Source organism: Streptococcus sp. AM43-2AT (genome assembly GCF_003603405.1).
Lineage (GTDB): Bacteria > Bacillota > Bacilli > Lactobacillales > Streptococcaceae > Streptococcus > Streptococcus ilei.
In genome coordinates, this window is record NZ_QTND01000001.1 from 688,597 (window position 1) to 703,674 (window position 15,078).

At 42.2% G+C, this 15,078-nt stretch carries 16 protein-coding genes; 3 read left to right on the plus strand and 13 right to left on the minus strand.

Translation table 11 applies throughout. The features are described from left to right. Positions 1–79: 79 nt before the first annotated feature. The 8 genes from DW930_RS03415 to cdaA all read right to left on the minus strand — a co-directional run bounded on the left by DW930_RS03415 (position 80) and on the right by cdaA (position 6,674). On the minus strand, positions 80–457 hold the full coding sequence (locus DW930_RS03415) for a RidA family protein (protein ID WP_023022773.1): 378 nt from the start codon (positions 455–457) through the stop codon (positions 80–82). Positions 458–473: 16 nt separating this feature from the next. Continuing rightward, positions 474–635, minus strand: a complete 162-nt coding sequence (locus tag DW930_RS03420; protein WP_023022771.1) for a hypothetical protein — start codon at positions 633–635, stop codon at positions 474–476. A 23-nt stretch (positions 636–658) separates the two neighbouring features. After that, the gene (gene obgE / locus DW930_RS03425; protein WP_023022769.1) at positions 659–1,972 is read right to left on the minus strand and encodes a GTPase ObgE; all 1,314 of its coding nucleotides are present in this window, start codon (positions 1,970–1,972) and stop codon (positions 659–661) included. Positions 1,973–2,017: 45 nt separating this feature from the next. Further along, positions 2,018–2,149: a DUF4044 domain-containing protein gene (locus DW930_RS03430; protein ID WP_023022768.1), complete on the minus strand. Its 132-nt coding sequence runs from the start codon at positions 2,147–2,149 to the stop codon at positions 2,018–2,020. A gap of 194 nt (positions 2,150–2,343) precedes the next feature. Further along, positions 2,344–3,663 (minus strand): Ig-like domain-containing protein, encoded by a 1,320-nt coding sequence (locus DW930_RS03435; RefSeq protein ID WP_123159328.1) that lies wholly within the window; start codon positions 3,661–3,663, stop codon positions 2,344–2,346. Between the two features lie 42 nt (positions 3,664–3,705). Continuing rightward, positions 3,706–5,061: a phosphoglucosamine mutase gene (glmM, locus tag DW930_RS03440; RefSeq protein ID WP_023022766.1), complete on the minus strand. Its 1,356-nt coding sequence runs from the start codon at positions 5,059–5,061 to the stop codon at positions 3,706–3,708. 27 nt (positions 5,062–5,088) lie between these two features. After that, positions 5,089–5,829: a CdaR family protein gene (locus DW930_RS03445; RefSeq protein ID WP_123159329.1), complete on the minus strand. Its 741-nt coding sequence runs from the start codon at positions 5,827–5,829 to the stop codon at positions 5,089–5,091. Further along, positions 5,826–6,674, minus strand: a complete 849-nt coding sequence (gene cdaA, locus DW930_RS03450) for a diadenylate cyclase CdaA (protein WP_123159330.1) — start codon at positions 6,672–6,674, stop codon at positions 5,826–5,828. Before cdaA ends, DW930_RS03445 begins: the two co-directional genes overlap by 4 nt. A 182-nt stretch (positions 6,675–6,856) precedes the next feature. On the opposite strand from cdaA, the gene murT reads away from it, so the two are divergent. From murT to DW930_RS03465, 3 genes are read left to right on the plus strand one after another with little or no spacing between them, the layout of a single operon-like run. After that, positions 6,857–8,197, plus strand: a complete 1,341-nt coding sequence (murT, locus tag DW930_RS03455; RefSeq protein WP_023026640.1) for a lipid II isoglutaminyl synthase subunit MurT — start codon at positions 6,857–6,859, stop codon at positions 8,195–8,197. After that, positions 8,197–8,985 carry a lipid II isoglutaminyl synthase subunit GatD gene (gatD, locus tag DW930_RS03460; protein WP_023022762.1) on the plus strand — a complete coding sequence of 263 codons (789 nt, stop codon included), beginning with the start codon at positions 8,197–8,199 and terminating at the stop codon, positions 8,983–8,985. The genes murT and gatD overlap by 1 nt, the downstream gene beginning before the upstream one ends. 9 nt (positions 8,986–8,994) lie before the next feature. Further along, positions 8,995–9,297, plus strand: coding sequence for a lipopolysaccharide assembly protein LapA domain-containing protein (locus tag DW930_RS03465; protein WP_023026638.1), 303 nt, complete (start codon positions 8,995–8,997; stop codon positions 9,295–9,297). A gap of 86 nt (positions 9,298–9,383) precedes the next feature. Here the strand turns inward: DW930_RS03465 and DW930_RS03470 are convergent, their stop codons facing one another. The 5 genes from DW930_RS03470 to DW930_RS03490 form a co-directional block, all read right to left on the minus strand. Next, on the minus strand, positions 9,384–10,559 hold the full coding sequence (locus tag DW930_RS03470) for an MFS transporter (RefSeq protein ID WP_120702133.1): 1,176 nt from the start codon (positions 10,557–10,559) through the stop codon (positions 9,384–9,386). A 109-nt stretch (positions 10,560–10,668) separates the two neighbouring features. Further along, entirely contained in the window at positions 10,669–11,847 is a 1,179-nt protein-coding gene (locus DW930_RS03475; protein WP_123159331.1) for an MFS transporter, read from the minus strand. Positions 11,848–11,872: 25 nt separating this feature from the next. Continuing rightward, the gene (locus DW930_RS03480) at positions 11,873–12,745 is read right to left on the minus strand and encodes an XRE/MutR family transcriptional regulator (protein ID WP_023022758.1); all 873 of its coding nucleotides are present in this window, start codon (positions 12,743–12,745) and stop codon (positions 11,873–11,875) included. Positions 12,746–12,749: 4 nt separating this feature from the next. Continuing rightward, positions 12,750–13,103, minus strand: a complete 354-nt coding sequence (locus DW930_RS03485; protein ID WP_123159332.1) for a hypothetical protein — start codon at positions 13,101–13,103, stop codon at positions 12,750–12,752. Between the two features lie 30 nt (positions 13,104–13,133). Then, a complete protein-coding gene (locus tag DW930_RS03490) occupies positions 13,134–15,038 on the minus strand; it encodes an ABC-F family ATP-binding cassette domain-containing protein (RefSeq protein WP_123159333.1) in 1,905 nt (634 codons plus the stop codon). Between the last annotated feature and the right edge of the window lie 40 nt (positions 15,039–15,078).

Below are 15,078 nucleotides of genomic sequence, written 5' to 3' on the forward strand. Positions count from 1 at the left end.
GGCATCATCTTTCCAGTTGGTCAGTCGATGGCTCTCACTCCAACATTCCTTTTACCCGAATGCATTCCTTCTATTGAGACTATACTTCTGCAATCACTTCGATTTCGATTTTGACATCGCGTGGCAAGCGAGCCACTTCTACTGCAGAACGTGCTGGAAATTCACTTGAAAATGCTGTCTTATAAACCTCATTAAAAGGTACAAAATCATTCATATCACTTAAGAAACAGGTTGTTTTCACCACGTGATCAAAGTCCGTTCCAGCTTCTTCAAGGATAGCAGAAATATTCTTCAAGACTTGTTGGGTTTGTTCTTGAATGGTTTCACCAACAATTTCACCTGTTTCTGGTGAAAGGGGAACTTGCCCACTTGCAAATAAGAGATTGCCCACTATTTTTCCTTGAACATAAGGACCAATTGCTGCTGGTGCTTTATCTGTGTGAATTGTTTTTGCCATTTTCTTCTCCTCATTCCTAATTTTCACTGGAGGCTGCTAGCTTTTCCCGTTCTAAGCGTAACTTACGATTGGGATTCAACTTATTAAAGAGTTCTTCCAATTTTTCTGCATTCCAAACGTCTGCAGCAGAGACAAAATTTCCGTCTTTATCACGAAAGGATATAGGTTTATCTCCCATCTTCTTCTCCTCTTTATCTCTAACTAGTCAACAAATTCAAATTCGAATTTACCGATTCGAACGATATCGCCGTCTTTAGCACCACGTGCTCGAAGAGCTTCATCGACACCCATTCCACGCAATTGACGCGCAAATTTCATGACAGACTCATCCCGATCAAAATTGGTCATATTGAAGAGTTTTTCTAACTTATCACCAGACAAGATCCAAGAAGCATCATCATCTCGATTGATTTCGAAGGCTGGTTGATCCTCATCAAAGCCATAGTAGACTTCTTCTTGCGCCATATCTTCTTCTGAATACAAGAGGAATTCTGGTGTTTTATCTAACAAGTCTGCTGTTGCTTCCAACAAATTGTCCAAGCCTTGATGGGCCAAACTAGAGATTGGGAAGATCTGTGGCAATTCATCAAATTCGTCGTAATTGGCAGCCAATTTTTTCTTGAACTCTTTCAAGTTTTCTTGGCTCTCTGGCATATCCATTTTATTAGCGACAATAATCTGTGGTCGCTCCATCAAGCGAAGATTATAGGTTTCAAGCTCCTTGTTGATTTGAACGTAATCTTCAAAAGGATCGCGTCCTTCACTCGCTGACATATCGATGACATGCAAGATAACACGGGTACGCTCGATGTGGCGAAGGAATTGGGTACCCAGACCGACACCTTGGCTAGCCCCTTCGATCAATCCAGGAAGGTCTGCAACTGCAAAGGACTCACCTGATGGTGTCCGAACCATGCCCAAATTCGGAACAATGGTTGTAAAATGATAAGCTCCAATTTTTGGCTTAGCAGAAGTAATCACACTGAGAAGAGTTGATTTCCCTACTGATGGGAAGCCAACCAAACCAACGTCTGCTAAGACCTTGAGTTCTAATTCGAGTTCGCGTTCCTGACCTGGTTCCCCATTTTCTGAAATCTCAGGCGCTGGATTTTTAGGAGTTGCAAAACGGATATTTCCGCGTCCTCCACGTCCGCCATGGGCTACAATATATTCTTGCCCATTTTCAACCAAGTCGGTAATGACCTTACCAGTCTCCGCATCTCGGACAGTTGTCCCTTGCGGTACTCGCACATAGAGGTCTTCTGCTCCCCGTCCGTGCATCCCTTTGGTCATCCCCTTCTCACCATTTTGAGCTTTAAAATGCCGGTTATAGCGGAAGTCCATCAGCGTGCGCAAGCCTTCGTCTACAACGAAGATGACATTGCCTCCGCGTCCTCCATCACCTCCCCAAGGTCCGCCATTGGGAACATACTTTTCACGACGGAAGGCGACCATGCCATCTCCACCATTCCCAGCCTTGACCTTGATTTTGGCTGTATCTAAAAACATACTCATAATTTAACGTTTTCCTTTTATTACCAAGTGCTGCTTGGAATCCTCTTAGTAGGATAGTGCACCAAATGCTGCAGCAAAAATTGCTCCAACCGTTACAATTAACATAATCACAATGACTAGCATAGTCAATTTTTCAAAAAATGTTTTTTTGCGTTTTCCGTTATCTCCAAAAGCCACGTTTTTTACCTCTATTACAATAAATTCATTAGCCCTATTTTACCACGAAAAAGGGCATTTTTCAAACATCCACCTTTTACAAGAAAGATAGCTAATTTATGGCAGGTGTTTTTTACAACCATACTTTTGCATATTTATTTCTAGCATCCAATTAAAAAAGACTGGAGTAATTTCCAGCCTTTTAAAAACGAGGATTATTTTGTTAACTTCTTAGAGCGAAATACTGTAATAGCAACTGCACATCCCAAGATACCGACAAGGAAGATAACAGGCGTCATCTTTTCACCTGTACTTGGAAGAACTTTTTTCTTCCCAGTTTTTGGAGTTTCTTCTTCTTTGACAGAAGTTGATGATGAGTTTGATGAAGTACTAGAACTTAACGAAGATGATGAACTTGACGAAGAGCTAGAACTTGATGAAGACGATGAACTTGACGAAGAGCTAGAACTTGACGAAGAACTTGAACTTGATGAAGAACTTGAACTTGGTGTCGGTGGGGTTTGTTCTTTCTCACCCAATCCTTCGCCAGACCCCGATTCTAATCTTACTTCGCGTGTTAAGCTACGAGGCTCAGGGAAATTGGTTGCTTTCCATGTCAAAGTATTATGAACTAGATCGCCTACTTTTGTACCCGGAGCCACTCTAGTAGAGTATTCAATATACATTGGCCAATTGTAGTTATCTCCAAATTCAATAGTAAATCCTGTGATCTGACCAGCTGCATTCTTGTCGAAGACAGCTTTTTTACTGAAATTATCTAAAACTGGCAGACTTAAAATATGGGCTTCGTTTCTAATTCCACCATCTACTGGACTAAAGCGAACCGCACGGAAACTACCTTCTACCAGTGTCAAGCCATCTCCAAATTGATCTTTAATGACCATGCCACGAAGAATATCTTGACGAGCATTTAAGATAATCCGCCATTTTACAATCGTTGGATCCGTTTGGTCTTGGTAGCCATATTTCATTTCATAGTCACCAGCTTGACCATCTGTTTTTTCGTAGTTTAATGAAAAATCTGTATTGCCAATTTTAAAGGTCAATGGGGATGTTTTTGTAACAACCTCTGGATCCACTTTCACATCAAAACGCAAAGAAACGCGTTTATTGAGGGGGTGTGAAGCAAAGTAATCGTTAAATGTAACCGTTACGGTCTTGTTTGCCGAATTAACAACAGCTTTCCCGACTGTCTGACCATTTGTTTGGCCTTCTTCTACCACATCAAATTCTAGAGCTGTATAGAAGGTTAATTCTTTAGGCAAAGACAAGGTCAGGGTGTCTCCTGCTTGAATGGATTGTGTATCTGGAAAGGCTACATTGATGGTAGCTGACAATTTTTCATTTGATAAGACTGTAGTTCCATTGGTTACTACTTGGTTGTCCTTGCTTAGGCTTGCTGTTTGCGTATAAGACAGGACTTCTGACGCCTGAATCGTTTGCACAAAAGCCTTCGAAAAGAGGACAGTAGCAACAAGGGCTAGAGACCACATCATTCGACGTAAATATTTCATATTGACCTCCTCAACTCTCGCTTGGAGAGTTTACTTCTTTATTTAATCTTCAAGACCAATTTCATCTTTGACCACAGCGGCAATTGTATCCACATAGTAATCCACTTCGTCATCAGTCGGAGCTTCTGCCATAACACGAAGCAGTGGCTCGGTACCACTTGGACGCACTAAGATGCGGCCATTCCCTGCCATTTCAGCTTCCATTTTTTCAATAATTGCGCGAATAGCCGGAACTTCCATAGCCTTATCTTTCATGCTATTTTCAACACGGATATTGACCAATTTTTGAGGATAGATGGTCACTTCTGATGCAAGGTCTGATAAGGTTCGACCAGTTTCTTGCATAATCTTAGTCAATTGAACGGCACTCATCTGGCCATCTCCAGTGGTATTGTAGTCCATAACAATCACGTGACCAGATTGCTCTCCACCAAGATTATATCCGGACTTCCGCATCTCTTCAACTACATAGCGGTCTCCTACCGCAGTTACAACCTTATTAATACCTTTAGCATCCAAGGCTTTATGGAATCCTAGATTGGACATGACCGTCGTTACGATGGTGTTATCTTTTAAGAGGCCCTTATCAGAAAGGTAGGTTCCAATGATGTACATGATTTTATCACCATCGACTAGGTCCCCATTTTCGTCAACCGCAATCAAACGGTCACTATCACCATCAAAAGCCAAACCAATAGCTGCACCAGACTCTCGAACAGCCTCCTGCAAAGCCTCAGGATGGGTAGAGCCTACTTGATCATTGATATTAAGACCATTTGGGCTTTCTCCAATAACTGTTAAACGTGCTCCTAAGTCAGCAAAGACTTGGCGGGCACTTGTAGACGCTGAACCATTCGCAGCATCTAGAGCCACGTGCATTCCTTCAAGCTGGGTTCCAGTTGAAACTAAGTATTCTTGATACTTACGAAGTCCTTCAGGATAGTCCATTACCGTTCCAAGACCTTCCGCACTAGGACGAGGAAGAGTATCAGACTCCGCATCCAATAAGGCTTCAATCTCTAGTTCACGGTCATCGTCTAATTTATAGCCGTCATTTCCAAAGAATTTAATCCCATTGTCTAAGGCTGGATTATGACTGGCAGAAATCATGACCCCAGCACTTGCACCTTCAGAACGAACCAAATAAGCTACACCTGGTGTCGCGATGACACCGAGTTTATAAACTTTAATCCCTACAGATAGGAGACCTGCTACGAGAGCACTTTCTAACATTTCACCAGAAATACGGGTATCTCGTCCCACGAAAACAAGGGGAGTTTCTTTCTCATGTTGGCTGAGAACGTAACCTCCGTATCGACCGAGCTTAAAGGCCAACTCTGGCGTCAATTCGACGTTTGCTTCTCCACGGACTCCGTCCGTTCCAAAATATTTACCCATTATGATAATCCTTTCGATGATTCTTTATTAATTGCTATTATTTGATGAGGAACTAGATGAGGAGGAGCTAGAACTTGTCTGTTTCAACTCAACCTTCATGTATAGTTCTGATGGAGAGATAATAACTGGTAAATCATTTCCCTCGCTATCTACTGCCTTCAAGGAGACGGTTGCCGTATAGGTATTGTTTAAAAGATCTCCTTCAGGGAAGATGGCTTCTACATGATCAACTTTGGCTAAAGTGTCCTGGTCGCTGGTTACAGAGACCTTATCCTCAGAAAAAGTAACATGTGAGAGACTCCACCCTGGGGCAATTTGTTTGTCTGGTACCGTGACAGAAACATCAAACTTTTTCGTTTTTTTCTTACCAATTTTTGCAGTAACTTTCTGAGGTTCGATGGTTGCAGTCAATCCTGAAGGCAGGTCTTCGACCTTTAAGGTGATTTCATGCTGGCCCTCTTTCAGATTGCTCAGATCAGCTACCACTTTAAATTTACGAGTACTAGCCTGCATTTCTGATGCTAAGGCGACACGGTTAGATCCCTTCAGAAAAACTGTTACTTCTGAACTAATCCCGCTAACAAAATATTTACTATCGTTATATTTTACATCAATCGGAATATTGGTTAAGGTGTTCGTGTAAGTTTCAGAGCTCACTTGACGCGCACTACTGTTATTCTGGAAATTAACAGAGGTGGCAATGATGAATAAGAGACTTGAGAAAAAGACTGATGTCACAATATAGACAATTTTTCTTTTTGGAATCATTTGATACGTCCTCCAAAAATTCTTGATTTCAAATCTTTTTTTCCTTGATCTTCTGGAATAATGAAGGAACGCAATTCTTGTTCAAATTCTTCGATACTGAGGTCGTGTCTAAAGCTCCCATTTCTCGCAATGGAGATACCACCCGTTTCTTCCGAAACAACAAAGGTGAAGGCATCACTTACCTCAGACAAGCCGATTGCAGCCCGGTGTCGCGTACCGAACTCTTTTGAAATTCCCGTGCTTTCTGTTAAGGGGATATAAGCACAAGATACAGCAATTTTATCATTGGTGACAATCACTGCCCCATCGTGAAGCGGGGTGTTGGGAATAAAAATATTAATCAGAAGTTCACCCGAAACATCTGCATCGAGGGGAATACCCGTAGAAATATATTCTTGAAGGGTTCTACTCCCTTGAATAGCAACCAAGGCACCAATCTTTCGAGGACTCATATAAGCAACGGCTTTTACATAGGATTGAACCAATTTTTCTTCTGTACTAATCTGGTTGGTTGAGAAAAATTCAGTTGCTCGACCTAATCGTTCTAATCCCGTCCGAATTTCCGGAGAGAAAATCACTACCGCAGCAATGACCCCGTATGTGATGATTTGGTTGATCAACCAAGAAATGGTCGTCAGACCAATCATATTGGCAACTAACTCAAATAAGAAAAAGGTCAAGACACCACGGACTAAAATCATAATTTTAGTGCCGACAATGGCTTTTATAAAATAATACAATAACCAAGCTACTAGGGCAATGTCAATCAGGTTGACAACCACACTCCAGGGAGTGGGAAATAAACTGGCCCAATACTGGGGATTTGACAGTTGTTGGATGTTCACGATCTCATACCTACCACTTCTCTTCTAGGCTTATCGAACGGCTAACAAATTGTAGAATCTTACTAGCAACAGCAAGGCTTCTATCAAAAGGATAGCGCGTTCAAACCACTCTACATCATTATATCATGTTTCAACAGATTTTTCTGTAACCTTCTGTTGGTTTTTGTGATAAAATATGAATTATGAAGATTAAGACTAGTATGGGGCTTATTGCCGGAAAAATGAGTAGTCACCTCTTGCGCATGCTTGGACGTGGCTCTACCCTTCCTGGAAAAATCGCCCTTCAAATTGATAAAGACATTTTACAACACCTGGCCCAGAACTACGAAATTGTGGTTGTCACTGGTACGAATGGGAAAACACTGACAACAGCTCTCACTGTTGGAATTCTTCAGGAGGCTTTCGGACCTATCGTGACCAATCCTAGTGGAGCCAATATGATTTCAGGGATTACGACTACTTTCTTGAACGCAAAGGGTTCTTCTGGTCGTCCAATCGCTGTTCTTGAAATCGATGAAGCCAGCCTGTCTCGAATTTGTGACTACATCACTCCGACCTTGTTTGTAATCACCAATATTTTCCGGGATCAAATGGACCGCTATGGGGAAATTTACACAACTTATCGGATGATTTTGGATGGGATTAAAAAAGCGCCACAGGCGACTGTTCTGATGAATGGGGATAGTCCTCTTTTCCATACCCTTCCCCTACCAAATACCGTTCAATATTTTGGCTTTGATACAGAAAAAACTGCTCCCAAGTTGGCCCATTACAATACGGAAGGAATTGTCTGTCCAGAATGTCATGGCATTTTGACCTACCAGTTGAATACCTATGCGAATCTAGGGGATTACCTCTGTGAAAACTGTGGCTTCCACCGTCCTCCTTTGACAGTCGCTGTCGATGAATTGACCGAGTTAACCAATACTTCTTCTCACTTCAAGATTAACGGCACAAATTACCACATCAATATCGGGGGCCTCTATAATATTTATAATGCCCTTGCTGCAGTTGCTGTTGCCCATTATTTTGAAGTAAGTCCAGACGTCATTAAGCGTGGTTTCGACAAGAGTAAGGCTGTCTTTGGTCGTCAAGAAACTTTTAAGATTGGGGACAAGGAATGTACCTTGGTCCTGATCAAAAATCCAGTCGGTGCGACGCAGGCTATTGAAATGATCAAGCTAGCACCTTATCCATTCAGCTTGTCCGTACTTCTCAATGCCAACTATGCTGACGGGATAGACACCAGCTGGATCTGGGATGCAGACTTTGAACAAATCACTCAAATGGACATTCCAGAGATCAATGCTGGAGGGGTGCGCCACTCTGAAATTGCTCGGCGACTTCGGGTTACAGGCTATCCTGCTGAAAAGATCACAGAAATAGCTGAATTAAAAGAGGTCTTCCAACGCATCCAGCAACAGGAAACCCCTCACGCCTATATTTTAGCCACCTATACGGCCATGCTAGAATTCCGTGAACTTCTAGCTCAAGAACACCTGATTGGAAAGGAGATGAATTAATGACCTACACTTCACTACAATCCCCTGATCAGGAAACCTACCAATACGAATTGAGAATTGCCCATCTTTATGGGAATCTGATGAATACATATGGCGACAATGGAAATATCCTCATGCTCAAGTACGTTGCGGAGAAGCTTGGTGCTCATGTCACTGTGGATATCGTTTCTCTCAAAGACCGCTTTGATCCAGAAGTCTACGATATTGCCTTTTTCGGTGGAGGTCAAGACTACGAACAGACCATTGTATCAGAAGATCTACCAGATAAAAAAGAAGACCTCGAGCGCTTTATTCATGACGATGGTGTAGTCCTTGCTATCTGTGGTGGCTTTCAGCTTCTAGGTCAGTACTACATTGAAGCTTCTGGTAAACGCATTGAAGGTCTTGGTATTATGGGGCATTACACTCTCAACCAAGAAAACAACCGCTATATTGGCGACATCAAGATCCATAACGAAGAGTTCAATGAAACCTACTATGGTTTTGAAAACCACCAGGGTCGGACCTTCTTGGCAGAGGATGAAAAACCGCTGGGCAAGGTCGTCTATGGAAATGGGAACAACAAGGAAGATGGGTGCGAAGGCGTTCATTACAAAAACGTCTTTGGGAGCTACTTCCACGGCCCTATCCTCTCTCGTAACGCCAATTTAGCCTATCGCTTGGTGACAACTGCTCTAAAGAAAAAATATGGACAAGACATCGACCTAGCGACTTACAATGATATCTTAAGCCTTGAAAAAGCAGAAGAATACGCTGATGTGAAAAGCAAGGCTGAATTAGAAGAATAAGGAGACAAAATGAATAAACGAAAACTACAATATGTTACACTACTGATTTCTGTACTGCTCATTGCAATTATTTCCTTGGCCAATATGCAAACGGTGACTGTGAACTTTTTGCTGGTCCAATTTAAACTCCCTCTCATCATTTTGATTCTGATCTGTGTCCTTCTCGGTTCGCTAGTGACTTTCTTAGTCAGCCTTCCAAAAAATTTCTCATTAAAACATGAATTAAAATCTGCGAAAAAACAACTAGGACAAAAGATGTCGAGCGAAAAAGAAGAAAAAATCGAACAAATCGAAAACAAAAGCACCGATTGATTTTTTAGCATCGCTTCGGTTGTTTTCTGTAAAATAGTTTGTCTAGATCAAAAAAAGCACCAGTCGGTGCTTTTTTTCATGCTGATCTAATGACTTTTTGATGGTAGCTGCTTGGCTACTAGTTGGGCTAGGAAGGAAAAGAGAATGACGCCAGCGCCAATCAGGAGAAAGGATTCTACTCGGACGCTTGGCAACCAAGTCATCAAGCCTTTGGCAATGGGCATAAAGAGAATGGCCAGGGTAAAAATGGTGCTTAAGACCCTGCCTAGATAGTCTCCTTCCACCTTGGTTTGCACTTGGGTAAAAAAGTGGATATTAAAAATCGTCATAAAGAGTTCACAGACTAAATTTCCAGAAAAGGAAAGGAGAGGAGGAAGAGGTAAGCCCATCATGAATACTCCTACTCCTGTTAAAATCAATAAGAAGAGAAGCATCTCCATGCTTGATTTAAATTTATTGGCGATCAAGGCTCCGATAATGGACCCGATAGCTCCCAAGGTTAAGATGGTCGCATAAGCCCCCTTGACTCCGTAAAGTCGATTGGAAAAGGGAAGTAAAAACTCAAAAGCTGCAAAAAAGAAATTGACACTGGAAGCAACCAACAAGAGAAAGAAAATGTCTTTCTGCTGCCAGATGTAGTGCAATCCATCCTTTATATCAGAAAAAATATCCTTTGCCGTAAACCCTTTCTTTTCTTGAACCTTTTCTTCTTTCGGCAGTAAAGCAACCAGTACAAAAGCAATGAAAAAGGTCAGTGCATCCAGTAAGAGGGTCGCATGGAGACTGGCAAATTGTAAAATAAGAAAAGAGAACACGGGAGAAGTGACACCAATAACCTGTAAGACCAACTCCAAGTGGGCATTATAAGTCACAATCTCGTCTTTCTCTACAAGTTCTGTAATAATGGCTTTATTGGCAGTTCTAGAAAAAGCGAAGGCAATGGCTTGGACAATATTGGCAACAATCAGGGCTGCAATCATCCAACGATCGTTCCTGATAAAAGAAATGCCCAAACAAAGAAGCCCACAAACCATGTCGGTCGTCATCAAAATCTTGCGACGGGAAAAACGATCTGAGATCACGCCTCCAAATGGATTAACTAGAATGGAGGTCACAAGTTCAGAAATCTGATAAATCCCCAATACTGTCTTTCCTACCGTCCCCATCGAGGCCAGCCAGACACTATTCCCATAATCATAGAGCATATTCCCCATTCTATTGATCGCACCACGAGAAATTAACTGGACTGCATGTCGCTTCATAAAAAAACCTCCTTCATTTTCTGAAACTATTGTATCAGTTCATGAAAGAGGTTTTCATTTTGTCCCTTATTTGGGAAAAATAATAGATTGCAATTTTATAAAAGGATACCTACTGTTCTTTTGATTGAAACTGCTTAGCTACTAGCTGAGCAAAGAGTGAAAAGAGAATAACTCCAGCTCCAATCAGGAGAAAGGATTCTACTTGGACACTTGGTAACCAAGTCATCAAACCTTTGGCTATGGGCATAAAAAGAACAGCCAAAGTATAAATCGTGCTCAAGACTCTCCCCAGATAATCATCTTCCACCTTGGTTTGCACTTGACTAAAAACGTGGATGTCGAAAATGGTCACAAAAAATTCACAGACCAGATTTCCCGAAAAGGAAAAATAAGGCGGAAGAGGCAAGCCCATCATGAACACTCCGACCCCCGCCATAATCAGTAAAAACAGGAGAATTTTCATACTTGATGCAATTTTATTGGCAACAAGTGCTCCTAGAATAGACCCAATTGCACCCAGTGTTAAAATAGTCGCATAAGCCCCCTTGACTCCGTAAAGTCGATTCGAAAAGGGAAGTAAAAACTCAAAAGCTGCAAAAAAGAAATTAACGCCGGAAGCCACCAAGAGGAGAAAGAAGATGTCTTTCTGATGCCAGATATAGTCTAACCCCTCCTTGATATCAGAAAAAATATCTTTCACCGTAAACTGTTTCTTTTCTTGAACCTTAGCTTCTTCTTTCGGAAGGAATGCCACTAGGACAAAGGCAATGAAAAAGGTCAGCGCATCTAGTAAGAGGGTCGCATGGAGACTGGCAAATTGTAGAACTAGGAAAGAAAACACAGGTGAACTGACACTAACAACCTGTAAGACCAACTCCAAGTGCGCATTATAGGTTACAATCTCTTCTTTCTCTACCACCTCTGTGATAATGGCTTTATTGGCAGGTCGAGAAAAACCAAAGGCAATGACCTGAACAATATTGGCAAAAATCAGTGCCGCAATCATCCAACGATCACTTCTGACAAAAGAAATCGCCAAACAAAGGAGTCCACAAACCAAGTCGGTCGTCATCAAAATCTTGCGACGAGAAAAACGGTCTGAAATCACTCCTCCAAAAGGATTGACGAGAATCCCTGTCACTAACTCAGAAATCTGATAGATTCCTAATACCGTCTTTCCTATAGTCCCCATTGAGGCCAGCCAGACACTATTCCCATAATCATAGAGCATATTTCCAATTTTGTTAATCGCTCCACGACTAATTAATTGGACCGCATGTCGGTTCATAAAATCTCCTTTATCTCTTGCTTATTTAGGAACATTCATCTATTACAAATTTATCAAAGTGTTCTTGATAGTAAGCTACCTGCTCTGGTAGTCCCAACACATCAAAAATATTCATGGCTTCCTGCATTTGCTGACAGCCTTCTTTCTTTTGCCCCTTCTGATAGAGGGCAAATCCCTTGAGGTAATGAAAGACATTGCGCTCGTAGAGTTTAATTCCCTTGCCGATAATCTTTTCCACATAGGCTTCAAAATAACTAGCATTTTCAAAAGAACGGTGTTCTAAACAATGCTGGTAACAATTCAGAGCTAGAATCAAGACCAGTTTTCGATGGCGACCAATTTCCTTGTAGAAATCTTCACGCTCCATCACTTCTCTCCCAAGCCGAGTGACATAATCCACATCATAAAAGCTATAAAGATTGCCAAAGAGGATCAACTCATACATGGTCCATTCTTCCGTTTGAAAGAGATAATCCGCCACCTTTTCCAGATCACTTTGCTTTATCGTGTAGCTGGCATATCTCTGGCAAATCAGCCCTTGTAGCAAAATCCAGTTCAATTCAAAATAAAGGGGATTGGTCGAACTTTTAGCCTTTTCAAGTTGTTCTCCTTGAAGCCTTTGAAAACCAGTAATATCATTTGAATAGTAAAGAGGAATAATCTGAGCCATCAAGGCCACATGTTCATGGTGTTGAAAATTTCTGGCCTTGTCCATAAAATTCTCAATCGTCACATGGATATTGTCTAATATCTCAAAGAAACGCGAGACTGCTAGATCCGACTCCCCCAATTCAAAGCGGGATAACTGAGAGGTCGAGCAGGCCTCTCCTGCAGCTTCTTTCAATGAATAATTTTTACTCATTCGAAATTCACGAAAAACTTTGCCTAAATCTTCCATTTGATTACCACTTAAATTCCTTTAAGTACCTTTCTAACTCTTGCAAGTATCCTTCGTAGAATCCATGCTCTTCTTTAACGGAAAAATCTAATTGTCTTAAGTAAGAAATCAGCCAATCAACCAATAGATCATACTGATGAAGAGGTAGGCGTTTCATCTGCTCTTCAACAAAAGAAATGGCCTCTGCAAAGCGCTGCTCTTCTAAAACTTGCTGAAGATAGTGATTCCCGTTGATGAGTCTTCCTTCCTCATCCTCATACTGCCCCAAATCTAAATTCTGAATCTGTAGGCGCAAAGCTGTACCAATTATATCGGCCACACCTTTAATCTGATTCATAAACCAATCATTTTCAGTCATCACAATGTTCTCCTTAGGCAAATTAGAAAACTACACTCTCTCCGCCAGTTCTGCCCACTCTTCCATGACCGCTTCCTGTTGGATGGTCAATTGATCCAGATTGCTTTGCAATTGAACTAAATCTTCCGCATCATTGGTGCTATGCATGCTTTCGGTAATGGCTTGAATTTTTTGATCCAGCTCTTCCATCTCCGCTTCCAATTGCTCAATGCGACGAGTGATTTTACGGAGTTCCTTTTGGTTTTGCTTTTGTAAGTGATAATCATTGCTGGTGACTTCTTCCATTGAAGCAGCGGGCACAGCTTCTGCTTGCGCTGCGGCAAGGGCCTCTAACTCTGCTTTTTTCTCCAGATAATAATCATAGTCTCCTAGGTAAAGAGTTGAACCCTCTTCTGAGAGTTCTAAGACTTGGGTGGCTACCCGATTGATAAAGTAGCGGTCGTGGCTGACAAAGAGAAGAGTCCCGTCAAAATCAATCAAGGCATTTTCCAGCACTTCCTTGCTATCGATGTCCAAGTGGTTGGTCGGCTCATCGAGAATCAAAAAGTTGTTATTCTCCATGGATAGTTTAGCCAAGAGCAGGCGCGCCCGCTCTCCACCTGACAGCATGCCGACGGTTTTCTTGACATCGTCCCCAGAGAAAAGGAAGGCTCCCAGGCGATTGCGAATTTCCACTTCTGGTGTTAGCTTAAAGTCATTCCAGAGTTCATCCAAAACACTGTTGTGAGGGGTTAGCTTACTTTGGGTCTGGTCATAGTAGCCTACCTCGACATTGGCCCCAAAACGGGCTTCTCCTTTGATAAAAGGAATCTGTCCAACGATGGACTTGATAAGAGTCGATTTCCCGATCCCATTTGGTCCTACAATAGCGACCGCATTCATCTTGCGGATATCCAGATTGATGGGCTCTGATAGGACTTGATCGTCATAGCCGACAGCTGCCTCTTCTACTGTCAAAACGACATTGCCAGAGGTCTTATCAGAATGGAAGGTCATATGGGCAGACTTGGTCCCAGCTTCGGGCTTGTCTAGGCGCTCCATTTTTTCCAACTGCTTGCGACGAGACTGGGCCCGCTTGGTGGTCGAAGCCCGCACTAAATTGCGATTAACAAAGTCTTCGAGAGCAGCGATTTCTTTTTGTTGCTTCTCGTAGTTCTTGGCTTCGGTCAGGAGTTTTTGCTCTTTTTGCTCGACAAAGCTGGAGTAATTGCCGACATAGCGGTCCAAAGAATGCTTGGTCAAGTCCAGAGTAATGGTTGCTACCTTATCTAGAAAATACCGGTCGTGACTGACAATGAGAAGGGCCCCACTATAATTGACCAAGTAATTTTCCAACCAGGCGATGGTCTCAATATCCAAGTGGTTGGTCGGCTCATCCAGTACCAAAAGATTTGGCTTTTCCAAGAGCATCTTGGCCAGAGCTAAACGGGTATTTTGCCCTCCAGACAACTCTTCAATCTTCATCTGCCACATAGATTCATCGAACTTGAAGCCGTTTAAAATGGCACGGATATCTGCCTCATAGGTAAAGCCACCAGCCTGACGGAATTCTTCCGAGAGCCGGTCATAATCCTGCATGAGTTTCTCCAAATCGGCTCCAGTTTTTTCCCCCATATCGAGCTCCATCTGCCGTAAGGTTCTTTCCGTCTTACGGAGATCGTCAAAGACATGGAGCATCTCATCGTAGATGGTATTGGACGACTCAAAGCGGCTATCCTGGGCCAGATAAGAGAGAGAAAGGTCGCGTTTTTTATTGATTTCTCCTGAGGTCGGCTCTTCTTCTCCCACCAAGATTTTCAAGAGCGTAGACTTGCCTGCGCCGTTCTTTCCGACCAGAGCAATTCGATCCCGTTCATCCACTTGCAGGCTGATATTATCAAAAAGAACCTCCCCTGCAAAAGAGCGTTCAATTTTGTTGGCTTGTAAAATAATCATAGTTTCATTGTACCTTACTTTTGACAAATTGACAATTGAA